The organism is Flavobacterium sp. 2 (genome assembly GCF_049949195.1).
GTDB lineage: Bacteria > Bacteroidota > Bacteroidia > Flavobacteriales > Flavobacteriaceae > Flavobacterium.
Map to the genome: position 1 here is coordinate 2,199,761 of NZ_CP188206.1, position 18,593 is coordinate 2,218,353.

Annotated in this window: 14 protein-coding genes; 2 read left to right on the forward strand and 12 right to left on the reverse strand. The window is 34.5% G+C overall.

Annotation, left to right across the window (positions count from 1 at the left end):
* Window positions 1–61: 61 nt before the first annotated feature.
* The 8 genes from ACNFIH_RS09435 to ACNFIH_RS09470 are packed head-to-tail and all read right to left on the reverse strand — an operon-like array spanning window position 62 to window position 11,461.
* A complete protein-coding gene (locus tag ACNFIH_RS09435) occupies window positions 62–1,864 on the reverse strand; it encodes a cytochrome c oxidase subunit I (RefSeq protein WP_035645262.1) in 1,803 nt (600 codons plus the stop codon).
* A 30-nt stretch (window positions 1,865–1,894) separates the two neighbouring features.
* Window positions 1,895–3,091, reverse strand: coding sequence for a cytochrome c oxidase subunit II (locus tag ACNFIH_RS09440; protein ID WP_426486419.1), 1,197 nt, complete (start codon window positions 3,089–3,091; stop codon window positions 1,895–1,897).
* Between the two features lie 19 nt (window positions 3,092–3,110).
* The gene (locus tag ACNFIH_RS09445; RefSeq protein ID WP_426486420.1) at window positions 3,111–4,505 is read right to left on the reverse strand and encodes a quinol:cytochrome C oxidoreductase; all 1,395 of its coding nucleotides are present in this window, start codon (window positions 4,503–4,505) and stop codon (window positions 3,111–3,113) included.
* Window positions 4,506–4,532: 27 nt separating this feature from the next.
* The gene (locus tag ACNFIH_RS09450) at window positions 4,533–5,078 is read right to left on the reverse strand and encodes a c-type cytochrome (RefSeq protein ID WP_035645270.1); all 546 of its coding nucleotides are present in this window, start codon (window positions 5,076–5,078) and stop codon (window positions 4,533–4,535) included.
* A gap of 8 nt (window positions 5,079–5,086) precedes the next feature.
* A complete protein-coding gene (locus ACNFIH_RS09455) occupies window positions 5,087–5,611 on the reverse strand; it encodes a DUF3341 domain-containing protein (RefSeq protein WP_426486421.1) in 525 nt (174 codons plus the stop codon).
* A complete protein-coding gene (gene nrfD, locus ACNFIH_RS09460) occupies window positions 5,604–7,007 on the reverse strand; it encodes an NrfD/PsrC family molybdoenzyme membrane anchor subunit (protein ID WP_035645274.1) in 1,404 nt (467 codons plus the stop codon). The genes ACNFIH_RS09455 and nrfD overlap by 8 nt, the downstream gene beginning before the upstream one ends.
* A 33-nt stretch (window positions 7,008–7,040) precedes the next feature.
* Window positions 7,041–10,094, reverse strand: coding sequence for a TAT-variant-translocated molybdopterin oxidoreductase (locus ACNFIH_RS09465; protein WP_426486422.1), 3,054 nt, complete (start codon window positions 10,092–10,094; stop codon window positions 7,041–7,043).
* Window positions 10,095–10,126: 32 nt separating this feature from the next.
* The gene (locus ACNFIH_RS09470) at window positions 10,127–11,461 is read right to left on the reverse strand and encodes a c-type cytochrome (protein WP_426486423.1); all 1,335 of its coding nucleotides are present in this window, start codon (window positions 11,459–11,461) and stop codon (window positions 10,127–10,129) included.
* A 218-nt stretch (window positions 11,462–11,679) separates the two neighbouring features.
* Between ACNFIH_RS09470 and ACNFIH_RS09475 the strand changes: the two genes are divergently transcribed.
* The gene (locus tag ACNFIH_RS09475; RefSeq protein WP_426486424.1) at window positions 11,680–12,069 is read left to right on the forward strand and encodes an SPOR domain-containing protein; all 390 of its coding nucleotides are present in this window, start codon (window positions 11,680–11,682) and stop codon (window positions 12,067–12,069) included.
* A gap of 85 nt (window positions 12,070–12,154) precedes the next feature.
* Here ACNFIH_RS09475 and ACNFIH_RS09480 read toward each other — a convergent pair whose 3' ends face one another.
* The 4 genes from ACNFIH_RS09480 to rimP all read right to left on the reverse strand — a co-directional run bounded on the left by ACNFIH_RS09480 (window position 12,155) and on the right by rimP (window position 17,473).
* Window positions 12,155–12,664: a DUF4920 domain-containing protein gene (locus ACNFIH_RS09480; protein WP_426486425.1), complete on the reverse strand. Its 510-nt coding sequence runs from the start codon at window positions 12,662–12,664 to the stop codon at window positions 12,155–12,157.
* Window positions 12,665–12,796: 132 nt separating this feature from the next.
* Window positions 12,797–15,682, reverse strand: coding sequence for a translation initiation factor IF-2 (infB, locus tag ACNFIH_RS09485; protein ID WP_035645283.1), 2,886 nt, complete (start codon window positions 15,680–15,682; stop codon window positions 12,797–12,799).
* Between the two features lie 59 nt (window positions 15,683–15,741).
* Window positions 15,742–16,995, reverse strand: a complete 1,254-nt coding sequence (gene nusA, locus ACNFIH_RS09490; RefSeq protein ID WP_035645285.1) for a transcription termination factor NusA — start codon at window positions 16,993–16,995, stop codon at window positions 15,742–15,744.
* A gap of 13 nt (window positions 16,996–17,008) precedes the next feature.
* Entirely contained in the window at window positions 17,009–17,473 is a 465-nt protein-coding gene (gene rimP, locus ACNFIH_RS09495) for a ribosome assembly cofactor RimP (RefSeq protein ID WP_426486426.1), read from the reverse strand.
* 176 nt (window positions 17,474–17,649) lie between these two features.
* Between rimP and ACNFIH_RS09500 the strand changes: the two genes are divergently transcribed.
* The gene (locus tag ACNFIH_RS09500; RefSeq protein ID WP_426486427.1) at window positions 17,650–18,474 is read left to right on the forward strand and encodes a universal stress protein; all 825 of its coding nucleotides are present in this window, start codon (window positions 17,650–17,652) and stop codon (window positions 18,472–18,474) included.
* Window positions 18,475–18,593 lie beyond the last annotated feature (119 nt).

The window sequence follows — 18,593 nt, forward strand, 5'->3', positions numbered from 1 at the left end:
GTTTAAAATTTTAACTAAACAAAAAAAGACTATCATTTCTGATAGTCTTTTTTGAAATATTTTAGTGGTGTAAAACTTCTTCACCTTCTTTCATTGGTACATTTTGAGGAACAAAATCTACATCATGATTTGGGTTACTATAGTCATACGGCCAACGATATACATGAGGAATTTCACCTGGCCAGTTTCCGTGAATATGTTCAACTGGTGTAGTCCATTCTAATGTTGTTGATCTCCATGGATTCTGAACTGCTTTCTTACCGTAGAAAATACTACTAAAGAAGTTGTATAAGAATACTAATTGGAACGCACCTCCTACAAGAGCAAATGTTGTAATTAAAACATTCACATTTTGCAAATCATCAAATAATGGGAAGTTTGTATTTGTATAATAACGTCTTGGTAAACCAGCTAATCCAATAAAGTGCATTGGGAAGAAAACTCCATAAGCACAAACTGCAGTTACCCAGAAGTGAATATAACCTAAGTTTTTATTTAACATTCTTCCGTACATTTTAGGGAACCAGTGGTAAATACCAGCAAACATTCCGTAAAGCGCAGAGATACCCATTACTAAGTGAAAGTGAGCAATAACGAAGTAAGTATCGTGAACGTTAATATCTAAAGTACTATCTCCTAAAATGATTCCAGTTAAACCTCCAGTGATGAAAGTAGAAACCATTCCAATAGAGAATAACATTGCAGGGTTAAACTGTAAGTTACCTTTCCATAAAGTTGTAATCCAGTTGAATGCTTTTACGGCAGATGGAATTGCAATCAATAAAGTTGTAAAAGTAAATACAGATCCTAAGAAAGGATTCATACCAGAGATAAACATGTGGTGACCCCATACAATAGTTGATAAGAATGCAATTGCAAGAACTGACATAATCATCGCTCTGTATCCGAAGATTGGTTTACGAGAGTTCGTAGCCATAATTTCAGAAACAAGACCCATCGCTGGTAAGATTACGATATAAACCTCAGGGTGACCTAAGAACCAGAATAAGTGCTCAAACAATACTGGAGAACCTCCTTGGTAATGTAAAACCTCTCCAGCAATGTAGATATCTGACAAGAAGAATGAAGTACCAAAACTTCTATCGAAAATCAACAATAAAGCTGCAGATAATAATACTGGGAATGAAATAACACCAATAATAGCTGTTACAAAAAATGTCCAGATTGTAAGAGGAAGTCTAGTCATAGACATTCCTTTAGTTCTTAAATTAATAACAGTTACAATGTAGTTTAATGATCCCATTAAAGAAGATGCAATAAAGATAGCCATCGAAACTAACCATAAAGTCATACCTGTTCCAGATCCAGGGATCGCTTGAGGTAAAGCACTTAATGGAGGATAAATTGTCCAACCTGCAGAAGCTGGTCCAGCTTCAACAAATAAAGAACATAACATTACTACAGCAGATAAGAAGAACAACCAATATGAAATCATGTTCATAAATCCAGAAGCCATATCTCGTGCTCCAATTTGAAGTGGAATAAGTAAGTTACTAAAAGTTCCACTCAAACCAGCTGTAAGTACAAAGAATACCATGATGGTACCATGAATTGTAACTAAAGCCAGATAAATATCATTAGCCATTACACCATCAGGTGCAAATTTATCTCCTAATAAAACATTGAATATTTTAAAAGACTCTTCTGGCCACGCCAATTGCATTCTGAAAAGCAAAGACATTACAATACCAATAATCCCCATAATAATACCTGTAATCAAGTATTGCTTAGCGATCATTTTGTGATCAATACTAAATATATATTTAGTAATGAATGTGTCTTTATGATGATGTTCGTGCTCGTGATCGTGTCCGTGATCGTGACCGTGCGCTTCTGCTGACATATATGTGTACTTTAAATTTTCTTAATAATATTATTTAACCGCAACTTTAGCTACAGCTGCTTTTACAGTATCAATAACTGCTTTAACAGTATCAATTACTTTTGAAGTTGAATCTGCCGTCGGTGCAGTTGCTTCAGCTGCTTTTTCTTTTTCAGCAGCTGCCGCTGCTTTAATATCTTGAGCTAAAGTAGTTTTCTCACTTAACCATTTTTTATAATCTTCAGGAGTATCTACAACAACTTTCATTTGCATATTGTAATGAGAAGCTCCACAAATTTTATTACATAATAATAAATAATCAAATGTATAAGGATCTAAAGCTGTACCACCTTTAGCAACTAATTCTACACTTTTTTCTGCTCTCAGTTTATTGATGTTAGCCACTTTTTCTTTCATAAAGTCTAACTCTCTATATTCAGCAGTTGTGTAAGTAGGAACAAAAGCAAATTCAGTAACCATTCCAGGAACACAATTCATTTGCGCTCTAAAATGAGGCATGTAAGCCGAGTGCAATACATCTTGAGAACGCATTTTGAAATGCACTTTTTTTCCTTTTGGAATATGTAATTCAGTAACTACAATATCATCTTGAGCATTAGGATCAGACATATCAACACCTAAAGTATTAACACCTTCAATCAAACGAACGTTTGCTTTTCCTAAAACATTATCCTGACCAGCATATCTTGCTGTCCATTTAAATTGCTGAGCATATAATTCAATTTCAACTACATCTTCATCTTTATCAACAAACATAATATTGTTCCAAGCATATAATCCGTAAAGAATTAAACAAGCTAAAACTACAGATGGAATAATACTCCAGATTGCTTCAAGTTTATTACTATCAGCAAAAAACAAAGCCTTTCTATCTTTATGCCCTCTGTTTTTAAAAGAGAACCAATATAATAAACCTTGAGTAATAACTTGAACTGTGAAAATCAAAACCCAAGTAATATTCATTAAGTTATCTACTAAAAGTCCATGCTCAGAAGCAGGAGTATGAAGTGCTAAATTACCCCATTTCAGTAAACCATAAATCGTAAATATATAAATGAAAGCCAAAAAGCCAAACATAATATATCCTTGAACATTATTATCATTATCTGATGCAACTTGCGAATCGTCCGAAGATGAACCTACCTGAGTAAGGTCAAATATCTTCGTCAATTGCCATAATGCAACTGCTAATAAAACTACAACTATAATTACCAACAAACTTGTCATCTGTTTACTTCTTTAAATATTAATAATGAAAATGTTTACTTTCTTCAATGAAAGGATTTCTTTTTGCTAACAAAGGAGCTTTAGTTAATGCAGTAAATACAACAAAAATAAATAAACCTAAGAAGAAAAGAATAGATGCAATTTCAGGAATACCAATAAACCATTTATCTCCAACTGTACCAGGCATAATCATATTAAAGAAATCAACATAGTGACCTAATAAAATAACAGTACCAGCCATTACAATTACCCAATTTAAACGTTTGAAATCTGTATTGATTAATATCAACAATGGAAAAACAAAGTTCATAACTACAGCACCAAAGAATGGCAAGTTATATAATTGAATTCTTGTTACAAAGTAAGTTACCTCTTCTGGAATGTTAGCATACCAGATTAACATGAATTGAGAGAACCATAAATAAGTCCAGAAAACACTAATACCAAACATAAATTTAGCTAAATCGTGAATGTGACTTGTATTTACATATTCTAAATATCCTTTTGATTTCAAGTAAATTGTTACCAATGCAATACTTGTAATACCACTTACAAAGAAAGAAGCAAATACATACCATCCGAACAATGTACTGAACCAGTGTGGATCAAATGACATAATCCAATCCCAAGACATAATTGATTCTGACACGATAAAGAATACTAGAAATCCAGCAGAGATTTTGAAATTCTTTTTGTAGTAAAGATCATCATTAGCCTCATCTTGAGCTAAACAATTTTTTCTAGAATAAATTCTGTAAAGATTCCATCCTAATAAGAATACAAATGCTCTAGCTATCCAAAAAGGAAAATTCAAATAACCAGATTTTCCAGCAATAATTGCATCATAATTTGCACTACCTTTTTCTGTAACTCCTTCTCCAAGCCAAACAAAAATGTGGTTAAAATGCAATCCGCATAAAACTAAAATTATAAAGAAAATTATTGAACCAGCTGGTAAATAAGCTGTAATACCTTGCATCACTCTAAATAATACTGGAGACCAGCCTGCTTGAGCCACTTGTTGGATAGCATAAAATGCTAAAACCCCCATTGAAAGCAGTAAAAAGAAAATACAAGCTACATATAATGCAGACCAAGGCTTATTTTGCAATTGGTGTAAAACATGCTCTAAATGTTTTTCGTGTTCATCAGCACCAGAAACTTCTGCATGCTTTGCACCTTTATGTTCTTCATGTGAAGCTTCAGCAGCTTCATGATGACCTGCCTCTTTATGTGAAGCCTCTGCAGACTCCTCATGTGCAGCTCCATGAGAACCATGAGCATCTGCTGCTAGTATTTTTTCAACTTCTTGAATATCTTTAGGTGCACTTAAAAAACCATACCCAATTCCTAATAGTCCTAGAACCATTAAGATGATAGAAAAAGTTTTTAATTTACTTGAAAATGTATACATATCTATTACGATCAGTTTGTTCAACAATTATAATTGGCTTTTTAGTTTTAGAACATAGTCAGCAACTAACCAACGTTCGTGGGCACTTAATTGATTTGCGTGTGAACCCATTGCATTTAAACCATAAGTTTCAACATGGAATACACTTCCTTCAGTGATAACCCTGTCTTTATAACTAGGTACCCCAAGAAATTTTTCTCTTTCAACCAATTTACCTTTACCGTTACCAGCCGCACCATGACAACTGATACAATAAATTTCGAAAAGCTCTTTTCCTTTTCCAGAATTTCTTTCTGCTTCAGTCAAAGGTGATTTTAAATTAGCTTTTGCTAATTCATAACCTGCAGTCGAATTTTCATACTCATAAGGCTCAAAACCTCTATTAATAGTTCCTTCAACAGGAAGCTGACCTTCTTTTCCTCCTTTAAATACTTTTGCTTCTGCGTAAGGCTCATAACCTACAGATTCATACATATTTGGGAAATACTGATAGTTTGGTGCCGAATTATTGTGGCAAGATGAAACTAAAATAGTTATACCAACTAAAAGTGTTATTTTATATATCCTTTTCATAGCTACAATTAATTCTTTTCAATTACTTTAACTTCAACAGCTCCTGTACCTTCGAAGAAAGAAACTAATTCAGCTTCATTATCTTTTACAGCAACTTCCATTAAAAAATGGTCATCTGTTGTTCTTACATCAGGATTTTCAGCTTGCTTAAATGGCCACAATCTACTTCTCATATAAAAAGTAATAACCATTAAGTGAGCAGCAAAAAATACAGTCATCTCAAACATAATTGGCACAAAAGATGGCATATTTTGAATGAAACTGAAACTTGGCTTACCACCAATATCTTGTGGCCAGTCATGAATCATAATATAACTCATCATTGTAGTGGCAACAGAAATACCAACACATCCATATAAGAAAGCACAAATTGCTAATCTTGTTGGCGCTAAGCCCATTGCTTTATCCAATCCGTGAACAGGAAATGGAGTAAAAACCTCTTCAATATGATGGTGAGCAGCTCTGGTTTTCTTTACTGCATCCATCAAAATATCATCGTCATTATAAATGGCGTATATTACTTTATTACTCATGATGTGAATCTTTACTATTTGCTCTTTCTCTAATGTAATTATCTCCTGTTCCTTTCAAAATTGTTTTTACCTCTGCCTGAGCAATTACAGGGAATGTTCTAGAGTATAATAAAAACAATACGAAGAAGAAACCAATTGTTCCAATGAAGATTCCAATATCAACAAATGTTGGCGAGAACATTGTCCAAGAAGATGGAAGGTAATCTCTATGTAAAGAAGTAACAATAATTACGAATCTTTCAAACCACATTCCGATGTTTACAACAATCGAAATAATAAATGAAAACATGATACTTGTTCTTAATTTTTTGAACCACATAAATTGTGGAGAGAAAACGTTACAAGTCATCATTGACCAATATGCCCACCAGTAAGGTCCAGTAGCTCTGTTTAAGAATGCATATTGCTCATACTCTACACCTGAATACCAAGCTACGAATAACTCAGTGATGTAAGCCACACCTACGATCGAACCAGTAATCATAATAATGATGTTCATTAATTCGATATGTTGTAATGTGATGTACGCTTCAAGGTTAGAAACTTTTCTCATAACGATCAACAATGTGTTTACCATTGCAAATCCTGAGAATACAGCTCCAGCAACGAAGTATGGAGGGAAGATAGTTGTATGCCATCCTGGAATTACAGAAGTAGCAAAGTCCATAGATACAATCGTGTGTACAGAAAGTACAAGAGGAGTAGCTAAACCAGCTAATACCAAAGATACTTCTTCAAAACGTTGCCAGTCTTTTGCTCTACCGCTCCATCCAAAACTTAAAATAGAATAAACTCTTTTGTTAAATGGAGTTATAGCTCTATCACGAAGCATAGCAAAATCAGGTAATAAACCAGTCCACCAGAAAACTAATGAAACTGAAAGATAAGTAGAAATTGCAAATACGTCCCAAAGTAATGGAGAGTTAAAGTTCACCCATAAAGATCCAAATTGGTTTGGAATAGGTAACACCCAGTAAGCCAACCATGGACGTCCCATGTGAATAATTGGGAATAAACCTGCTTGAACTACTGAAAAAATAGTCATAGCTTCCGCAGAACGGTTAATAGCCATTCTCCAACGTTGACGGAAAAGTAATAGTACTGCAGAAATTAATGTTCCGGCGTGACCAATACCAACCCACCAAACGAAGTTCGTGATATCCCAAGCCCAACCAACTGTTTTATTTAATCCCCATGTTCCAATACCGGTAGATACGGTGTAAATGATACAACCTAACCCCCAAAGGAAGGCTGTTAATGCGATTGAAAATACAATCCACCATTGTTTATTTGCAGGTCCTTCAACAGGCGCTGCCACATCTACAGTTACATCGTGATAAGATTTATCACCTATAACTAAAGGTTTTCTAATGGGTGCTTCGTAGTGAGACGACATAATCCTTTATATTGTTTCTTAATTAATAATTTACTAAGTATTTCTAACTTTAACATGGTAAACCACATTAGGTTTTGTTCCTACATGCTCTAATAAATGGTAAGATCTTTCGTCAGCAGCTAATTTAGCAACTTTACTTTCTTTATCATTTACATCACCAAATATCATTGCTCCTGAAGAACAAGCACTAGAACAAGCAGTTTGGAATTCACCATCTCTAACTGGGCGACCTTCGTTTTTAGCTTTCAATTTAGTAGCTTGTGTCATTTGAATACACATAGAACATTTTTCCATTACTCCACGAGAACGAACGTTTACGTCAGGGTTTAATACCATACGACCTAAATCATCATTCATGTGATAATCGAATTCACTGTTTTTGTTATACAAGAACCAGTTAAAACGACGAACTTTATATGGACAGTTATTTGCACAGTAACGAGTACCAACACATCTGTTATATGCCATGTGGTTTTGACCTTCACGTCCGTGAGAAGTCGCAGCAACTGGACAAACTGTTTCACAAGGTGCGTGATTACAGTGCTGACACATTACTGGTTGGAATGCTACTTGTGGATTCTCTCCAGCTTTTTCCATTTCATTGAATGTAGACAATGAACTAGATAAACCAGCGATTCCTTCTTTTCTTTTGTTATCACCTTCAAAAGTGCTTTCAGAAGAATAATATCTGTCAATACGCAACCAATGCATATCACGGCTTCTTCTAACTTCAGCTTTACCAACTACAGGTACATTGTTCTCTGCGTGACATGCAATAACACATGCTCCACATCCAGTACAAGCATTTAAATCAATAGAAAGATTAAAATGATGACCTGTTGTACGATCAAATGATTCCCATAAGTCAACAGTTGTAGCTTCAACTTCTTGGTGATCCAAAGATACCATTGGTTTTTCATTCCAATGCTCAGCATCTTTAGAATTAAATATTTCTAGAGTAGTTTCCTTAATGATATCTCCTCTACCCATTAATGTTTTTTGTCCTTGAACACAAGCAAACTCATGAACACCATTAGCTTTAGCTAAAGTTATAGACTGAACATTATTAAAGTTTTTATATAAAGAGTATGCATTTAAACCTACTTGCATTTCTTCTTTTAAAGCCGCTTTACGACCATAACCAACTGCAAATCCAATTGTTCCAACAGCTTGTCCAGGCTGAACAATAACCGGAACATTTTCAATTTTCACACCATCTGCAGTTGTGATTGTAGCATAACTACCATTCAAACCTCCATTAGCAACAATCTCATTTGATAAATCGTACTTTTTAGCATCTGCGTTTGAAACAGTGATGTAGTTATCCCAAGAAACTCTAGTGATTGGATCTGGAAACTCTTGCAACCAAGGATTGTTTGCATGTTGACCATCACCCATACCTGTTTTAGTATATAATACTAATTCAAGACCTCCAGCAGATTTTGATTTAGAAAGCGCACTTGCAGCACCAGCCGAATCAAAAGCTCCACCAGATAAAGCAGCTGAACCAGTTACTAAAACACCATCATGTAATACTTTATTCCAAGAAGAACCAGCAATTAAACTAGAAGAATTAGCTTTTAGATAATCGTAGAAAGTTCCACCAACACCATTTAAAGACAATAAAACGTCTTGAAATTGTTTTGTATTAAAGATTGGACGGATAGTTGGCTGAGTTAAGCTATAAGTTCCGCTTGTGATTTCAACATCTCCCCAAGACTCTAAATAGTGAGGAGCTGGAGCAGCAATTTTAACTATTGATGCAGTTTCATCTTCTTTCAATGAAAAAGCAACAGATTCTTTTACTTTTTTCAATCCAGATACAAAAGAAGCTGATTCAGCTAAAGTGTAAGCAGGATTAACACCACTCATAATTAAAGTATGAACACTTCCAGCATTCATATCTTTTAACAATTGAGCAACAACTGCATTAGAACCTTTTCTAATTTGTCTAGTACCAACAGTACTAAAAGCCTCACTTGCTAATTTTTGATTAATAGCCAAAACTAACAACTGAGCATTTTTATCTTCAATTCCAGATACTAAAACTCCTTTTGAACCAGCAGCGTTTAATTGCTGAGCAGCTTTTACTACTTCAGCTTTAAAAGCGCCATCCAAAGAAACAGGAATAGAAGCACCTACAATTATATTGTAAATTTGAACTAATGCTTGTTTTTGATCAGCAGTAGTCATTGGAACACGCTTATCAGCAGCCGCTCCAGATAATGTCATATTTGATTCAAACTGAAAATGGCGAGACATTTTTCCGTTTTGTGGAATACGTCCTTTTGCATATCCAGAATCATATCCTCCACCTTGCCAGTCTCCTAAGAAATCAGCACCAACAGATACAATTAATGAAGCTTTTGAAAAATCATAATCAACTAAAGCTCTTTGACCATAAACAGATTCAAATGCATCTAAAGCTTCAGATGAAGAAACTGCATCATAAACAACGTGTTTAGCGTTTGGATTTTTTGCAATAAATTCAGCAATTAATTTTTCTGAAGATGGACTTGCTAAAGTATTTGTTAACAATACTACTTGTCCACCTTTAGCTTTTGCTTCAGCTAAACTTGATTTGATTCTCAAATCAACAGCTGACCAAGTAGAATTTTTACCATCTATCTTTGGCTCTTTTAAACGAGCACTATCATACAATCCTAAAATAGAAGCATGAATTCTTGCATTAGCTGCAAATTTAGCTCCTTCAATAGTATTGTTTTCAACTTTAATTGGACGACCCTCACGAGTTTTTACCAAAAGATTTGCAAAATCAAAACCATCAAAAACAGTTGTTGCATAATAATCTGCAACACCAGGAATGATTTGCTCTGGTTGTAAAACATAAGGGATAGACTTGTGCACAGGACCCTCACAAGCAGCAAGTGTAACAGCAGCTGTACTAAATCCTACGTACTTTAAAAAGTCACGACGTGAAGTTCCAGATGAAGCTAAAGCTTCAGCATTTCCTAAGAATTCATCAGTAGGAATTTCTTCAACAAATTCGTTATTTCTAAGCGCCTCAACAATAGAACCATTCTCTAGTTCTTCAACACTTTTCCAGTATTTTTTGTTTGATGACATTGTATATAAATATTAAAATCTTAATAATTCGATTAATAGTGGCATTTACCGCATTCTAAGCCTCCCATTTGCGCTGCAGTTAATTTCTCTACACCGTATTTTTTAGAAAGTTCAGCATGAATTTTATCATAGTAAGCGTTTCCTTCCATCTTAACATCAGTTTTTCTGTGGCAATCAATACACCATCCCATTGTTAATTTAGAATATTGCTTCATGATTTCAAATTCTTGTACCGGACCATGACAAGTCTGACACTCAATTCCTGCAACAGAAACGTGTTGTGAGTGATTGAAATATACAAAATCAGGAAGATTATGAATACGAACCCATTTTACAGGTTGTGTTTTCCCAGTATATGCTTGTTTAGTTTTATCCCAACCAACAGCATCGTATAATTTTTGAATTTGAGCATCATAGAAAGCTTTGCTGTACTCAGGAGTAGCAGTAGTTTCAGCAACTTCAGAAATATTTTTATGACAGTTCATACAAACATTTAAAGAAGGAATACCTGCAGTTTTACTAACACGAGCAGCAGAGTGACAATATTTACAATTGATCTCGTTATCTCCAGCGTGAATTTTATGAGAATAATGGATTGGCTGAATTGGCTCATAGTTTTGATCTACACCAACTTGCATTAAATATCCATAAACAAAATAACCACTTGCCAACAATAAGAAAATTGAAGTAACCAATACTAAAAATTGATTTCTAGCAAATGCTTTCCAAATTGGCAATCTGCCTTTTTTAGGAGCAACTTCAATACCGTTATTACTTGCTACTTTAGTCAACACTTTGTTCACCATGAACAACATCACAACTAAAATAGCCATTACAAGAGCAAGAGCTCCTAAAATAACATTATTAGAAATAGCACCGCTCTCTACAGCTGTACCTGGAGGAGTAGCCGGCCCACCTGGAGTCGCAGCAACTTCAACTTTTTTCTCAGAAGTATAAGCAATAATATTATCGATATCACCCTCAGATAATTGAGGAAAAGCAGTCATTACCGCCTTGTTGTTTTCTTCAAAAAGCTTAACAGCAGCAGCATCTCCTGATTTAATCATATCAGAACTGTTGTGCACCCACTTGTAAATCCAAGCCATTTCATGCCTGTCAGCAACCCCTCTTAATGCAGGACCTGTTGATTTAGCATCTAATTTGTGACATGCAGCGCAATTTGCATTAAATAGTTCTTTCCCTTTTGCTGGATCACCACCTGTAGTTGCAGCTGGAGCAGCAGCAGCTTCAGGCGCCGCAGGAGCAGCAGCATCTTGAGCAAATGAAGTTAGGGAGAAAATCAGCGTTAGCGATAAGCTAAGGAGCAATTTTCTTGAGATCGAATTATGGTTACCCACCTTTTTCATATAGTATAATAATTATCTACTAATTTTTGGTATGATTTTTACTGTATTAAAGCTGTAAAAATAAATACCCTCTTTTAAAACTTGCACAAAAATACGACTTATGAACTATTCTCAAAACCTTAAAATAGTCTTAAATATCAATTTATATCAATTCTAAATAATATTAAAATTTTCCATACAAACTTTAAATACTATTTTTGCATAAAAACCATCACATTATGAGAATTTTAACCCCTTCAAAAAGAGTTTTCTTAACGCTGACTGTATTCATGTTAGCATATAACATTCATGCTCAGGATCAAAATTTAACAGTAAATCAGGACCCGAAATTTGAGCAGTTACTAACTGAAAAACGAAAAATTAACACATCAATAAGTACAAACGATACGTACCGAATTCAAATTTTTAGCGGAAAAAGCGAAGAGGCAAAAAAAACGTTATCGGATTTTAAAAGAGAATACAGCAATATTGATGGAACAATCATTTTTAACACTCCAAACTACAAAGTAATAGTTGGAAATTTTAAAACCAGAATTGAAGCAGAGCGAAATTTAGCCGATATAAAAAATAGATACAAAAGTGTCTTTTTACTTAAACCAGGCAAATAAGAAACACTGCATTGCACATAAAAAAAGCGAGATTAAAATCTCGCTTTTTTTATGTGATAAACTTTGCTGTAACATTTATTTAAGCCTAATTTACCACCTTAATTCCACTTGCAACAAATCGAATTTCTTCTTTTGGCAAAGTTATCGCATTTATTTCTGCTTGGGATTTTTTAGCATCTTTAGCATAATGCTTCAACTCATCAATAGAAGTGATTTTTTTCTCAGCAGTACCTTCCAAAACAACATTTTTTCCTTTCAGCGCACTTGGCACAAAAAAAGCATAATCTTTCATCTTTACAAAAAAAGAAGAACCATTTTCCGTTTTAATAGTCACCCAACATCCTCTCTTTTCGCAAACATCTGTCACTTCTCCTTTGATCGCAATATTCTCAACTTTCTTCTGATCATTAAATTTATTCTCTAAATTTTCAACCGAGACCGCTTTTTCAACTGCAATGCTAGAAACGTCTGCCCCATAATAATCTCCCACTACGGCGTTACCCGCTGGCGGAGCACTTTTTTCTACAGCTTCCTGAGCAAAAGAGAAAGCAGAAACACAAATCGAAAAAACAGCCGTGTATAGTAATTGTTTCATAATTAAATAATTTTACTCAAAAATAATAAATTTCCAACAATTATGACACAGCCAAAAATCACACTTCTCTTACTATAATTACAAAAAAAAGCCTCAATTTTCATTGAGGCTTTTTAATATATTTATTGAAAATTATTTCAATTTCTTTTTGATTGCAACTTCATGGTATGCTTCAATAACATCTCTTTCTTCAATATCATTAAATCCTTTAATCTGAATACCACAATCATATCCTTTCGTTACTTCTTTAACATCATCTTTGAATCGTTTTAAAGCAACAAGTTCACCTGTATGAACAACAACTCCTTCTCTGATAACTCTAATTTTAGAAGTCCTCAAGATCTTACCATCTGTTACCATACAACCAGCGATTGAACCCACTTTAGAAATTTTGAAAATCTCACGAATTTCAGCAGTCCCTAAAACTTCTTCTTTCATTTCAGGAGCTAACATTCCTTCCATTGCATCTTTCAAGTCATCAATTGCCGCATAAATAATAGAATAGTAACGGATATCGATTTCTTCTTTATCTGCAAGCTGTCTTGCATTTCCAGCAGGACGAACATTAAATCCAATAATAATCGCATCTGATGCAGAAGCCAAGTTAACATCGGTTTCAGTAATCGCACCAACTCCTTTATGGATAATATTAATTTGAACTTCTTCAGTAGAAAGTTTAGAGAATGAATCTGATAATGCTTCAACAGATCCATCAACGTCTCCTTTAAGGATTACATTTAATTCTTTAAACTGACCAAGAGCGATACGACGTCCAATTTCATCAAGCGTAATATGTCTTTGAGTACGTACAGACTGCTCACGCATTAATTGAGAACGTTTAGATGCAATTTGTTTTGCTTCTTTTTCATCTTCAAAAACATTGAACTTATCCCCCGCTGTAGCAGCTCCATCTAAACCTAAAACAGATACTGGAGTTGAAGGTCCTGCCTCTAATACAGTATGCCCACGCTCATCATGCATTGCTTTAACTTTTCCATGGTGTTTTCCGGCCAACATATAATCTCCAATTTTCAAAGTACCTTGTTGTACTAAAATTGTAGAAACATATCCTTTTCCTTTATCTAAGAACGCCTCAACAACAGTTCCCTGAGCTGCTTTATTTGGATTCGCTTTCAAATCTAAAATTTCAGCTTCCAATAAAACTTTCTCTAATAATTCTTTTACTCCTGTTCCAACTTTTGCAGAAATATCATGTGATTGAATTTTTCCACCCCAGTCTTCAACAAGTAAATTCATACCAGCCAAACGCTCTTTGATTTTATCAACGTTTGCATTTGGTTTATCAATTTTATTGATCGCAAATATAATTGGTACCCCCGCAGCTTGTGCGTGAGAAATTGCTTCTTTTGTTTGTGGCATGATATCATCATCAGCCGCAACAACGATAATTGCGATATCTGTAACCTGAGCTCCACGTGCACGCATTGCGGTAAACGCCTCGTGACCCGGAGTATCTAAAAACGCAATTTTTTGTCCATTATCAAGAGTCACTCCGTAAGCTCCAATGTGCTGTGTAATACCTCCAGATTCACCAGCGATAACATTTTCTTTACGAATATAATCCAGTAAAGATGTTTTACCGTGATCAACGTGTCCCATTACCGTAACAATTGGCGCTCTAACTACTAAGTCCTCTTCTCTATCTTCAACTACCGCAATAGCTTCTTCGATATCGACAGTAATAAATTCAACTTCGTAACCAAACTCATCAGCAACGATTGTTAATGTTTCAGCATCTAAACGCTGATTCATCGTTACCATGATTCCAAGAGACATACAAGTTCCAATTACTTTTGTAATAGGCACATCCATCATGATAGCAATTTCACCTACAGTAACAAATTCAGTAACTTTAATTGTTTTACTTCCTTCATCAAGTGCTCTTTGCTCGTCATCAGATTTCTGACGGTGCGTCTCTCTTTTATCTCTTCTATATTTAGCCGCTTTAGATTTACCTCCTTTACCTTGAAGTTTTTCAAGAGTTTCTCTAATTTGGTTTTTTACTTCTTCTTCTGTAGGCTCAACTTTAGCTACAATTGCAGGACGGTTTCCTTTTACGAAACCAGGTCTTTGACTTCTGTTAGCATTAAAACCTCCACCACCAGTATTTGGAGTAATTTTATTAGGATTTGGTGTTCCCGGTGCATTTCCTGTAGCAGGTTTTGGCGCGCCTGGCGCACCTGGTTTAGGAGCAATTCTTTTACGCTTATTTTTATTAGCGTTATTATTATTGTTTCCTGCTCCTGGAACTCCTGGTTTATTTGGAGTAATTTTCGGATCTTCTTTTTTCTTCTTAGGTTTATTAAATTGAGATAAATCAATTGTTTGCCCAGTAAGAGTCGTTCCGGATAATTTTTGATATTGAGTAGTGATTGTTTCCTCTGCAGTTGCAGGATCAGTCGAAACGATTGGTTCCTGTGCCGTTTTAGAATTTTCAGCTTTTACTTCTTTTTTCTCAGTAATAATAGGCGTTTCAACCTTTTTTTCTTCCGAAACTACAGGAGCAACAACTGGCTCAGGCTGTACAATTTCTTTTTCAACAGGTTTTTCTGGCTGAGCAGGAGTAACAACTGCTTTTGGTTCACTGGCTTTAACCGGCTCCTCAACAGGGGCAGCAACTGCAGGTTTCTTTGGATTCAAATCAATTTTTCCGACTTGAACTGGTCCGCTTACAACAGCTCTAGCTTTTATAATCTCTTGCTGTTTCTGACGTTCTTCGTCTTGTCTGCGTTTGTCTTCAATTTCTTTCTCACGTTCAACACGCAATGCTTCTTTTTCTTTTCTTTTCTCTTCCCCTACCTCTTTAGAAGCTTCCTTATTCCCCTTATCGCCCGCAAATTGGCTTTGCAGAATATTAAATTCACTGTCAGAAATTTTAGCGTTCGGATTTGCATCAATAGCAATTCCCTTATCTTTTAGATAATCAACAGCTCTTTCTAACGAGATATTTAATTCCCTTAAAACCTTGTTTATTCTTATTACTCTCTCTTCAGACATATAACCTTTTTATTATTACCTTTTTCGTTGTGTTGTTAGAGCAGATATCCAGCTATTTTCTAGCTATCAAACTCTTCTTTTAGTATTTTCATAACGTCTAGAATTGTTTCCTCTTCTAAATCTGTTCTTCTTACTAAATCTTCTACTTCTTGTTTCAAGATACTTTTTGCAGTATCTAAACCTATTTTAGCAAATTCTTCGATAACCCATTCTTCGATTTCATCTGAAAACTCTGTTAATTCAACATCGTCTTCATCAGCAACTGTACCAGCAACATCACCTTCACGAATAACATCTAATTCATAACCTGTCAATTGACCCGCTAATTTGATGTTGTGACCTCCTCTACCGATTGCTTTAGAAACCTCTTCTAATTTCAAGAAAACTTCAGCTCTTTTACTTTCTTCATCAATTTTGATTGAAGAAACTTTTGCAGGGCTCAAAGCTCTTGTAATAAACAATTGAATATTATTTGTATAGTTGATTACGTCAATATTTTCGTTTCCTAATTCACGAACAATTCCATGAATACGAGAACCTTTCATACCAACACAAGCTCCAACAGGATCAATTCTATCATCATAAGAATCTACCGCTACTTTTGCTTTTTCACCAGGAATACGAACTACGTTTTTAACCGTAATTAATCCGTCGAAAACTTCAGGAATTTCTTGTTCAAATAATTTCTCCAAGAACTTCTCAGAAGTTCTAGACATAATAATTTGAGGTTTATTTCCTTTTAATTCAACACTTTCAATAATTCCACGAACGTTATCTCCTTTACGAAAAAAGTCAGATGGAATTTGTTTTTCCTTTGGAAGTACAATTTCATTTCCTTCATCATCAACTAAGATAACTACTCTAGGACGTACGTGGTGTACTTCGGCAGTATAAATATCACCGATAATATCTTTAAACTGCTTGTAAAGATTTGTATTATCGTGTTCGTGAATTTTAGATATTAAGTTTTGACGCAAAGCCAAAATAGCTCTTCTTCCTAAATCAATCAGTTTAACTTCTTCAGAAACTTCTTCACCAATTTCAAAATCCGCTTCGATCATTCTTGCTTCAGTCAAAGTAATTTCTTCATTTTCAAAATCAAGATCTTCGTCAGCAACGATAACTCTTCTTCTCCAAATCTCCATATCTCCTTTATCAGGATTTATAATGATATCGAAATTATCATCAGAACCGTATTTTTTCTTCAATGCATTTCTAAACACGTCCTCTAAAATTGCCATAAGCGTTACACGATCAATAAGTTTATTGTCTTTAAACTCTGAGAATGAATCGATTAATGCTAAATTTTCCATGCGAATTCTTTAATTAAAATGTTACTGTAACAATTGCCTCTTTAATTTCTGTATAAGGTATTTGTTGCTCTTTTTGAACTGTTTCTTTTCCTTTTCCTACTTTTTTCGGTTCTCTTGCTTCCCAAGACAAAATTATAAAAACATCGTTAGCTTCTACCAATTCTGCTTCAATTTTTTCAGTATTTGTAGTAACAATCAATGTTCTACCAATATTTTTAATGTATTGTCTAGTAAATTTCAAAGGCGATCCTACTCCAACCGATGCTACTTCAAGCGAAAAATCTTGCTCTTCACGATCCAGATTATTCTCGATTGCACGACTTATATCGATACAATCCTGTAGCGCCACTCCATTATCTCCGTCTAAACCAACACTAATCTTGAAAGAATCCGAAATAGACAAATCAATCAAAAAGATTGAAGGCTTTTCCAGAAGAGCTTCTGTAATTAATCCGTTTACTTTTTCTTTAAATGTCATAATTTTATAAAAAGAGGGGACACTTAGTCCCCTCATTATTTAGATTTTAATAAATAACGGTGCAAATATAGTGATTTTTTTATAAACCAAATAAAATTGATTGCTCTAAAAATATTTCTTATCTTTATAGTAGCATTAAAACAACAAAATGTCTAAATAATTTAACCCAAAGAATTATGAAACGAATTTTAGTTCCTACTGACTTTTCAGAACATGCCGAAGATGCCCTAAAAGTTGCTGCGCAAATTGCTAAAAAAAATGATTCAGAAATTATCATTTTACACATGCTTGAGCTGCCGCACCAAATGAATGACGCTATACTTGGCGGCGCAAGTATTCCTGAAACTATGCTTTTTATGAAAAAAGCAAATGAAATGCTTGACGAAATATCATCAAAACCATATCTGGACGGGATTTCAATTACCGAAATTGTAAAAATGGATAAACCAATCCATGGAATTACACAAGTAAGCAAAGACTACGAGGTAGACTTAATCATAATGGGATCGCATGGCTCTTCTGGCGTTGAGGAACTTTTAATTGGTTCAAATACTGAAAAAGTAGTCCGAAATTCTGAAATTCCTGTTTTAGTTATCAAAAAAGACATCACTAATTTCAAGGTTGAAGATATTGTCTTTGCTTCTGATTTCTCAGACGAAACTAAAGCACCATTTGACAGACTGCTAAATTTCACCAAATTCTTTGATGCAAAAATTCATCTCGTTACAATTTGTACACCAAACAGCTTCAAACCAACACAAGTTGTACAAAAAGCAATGAACAACTTTGTAACTCATTTTAATATTAAAAATTATTCCACTCATATTTACAACGACACCAATATCGAGAAAGGAATTATCAATTTTGCAAACAGTATTAACGCTGATCTAATCGGAATGTGCACGCACGGAAGAACAGGTTTTGCTCACTTTTTCAATGGAAGCATAAGCGAGGGATTAGTCAATCACACCGTGAGACCCGTCATCACATTAAAGATTTAAAACCCAAATAATTTATTTTACAAAATAGCTTCTCATTCAGAAGCTATTTTTTTTATCAAAAATATGAGCTTTTCAACAAAGTTTATTTGAGCTTTATAACAAAGTTCTACACCTCATTA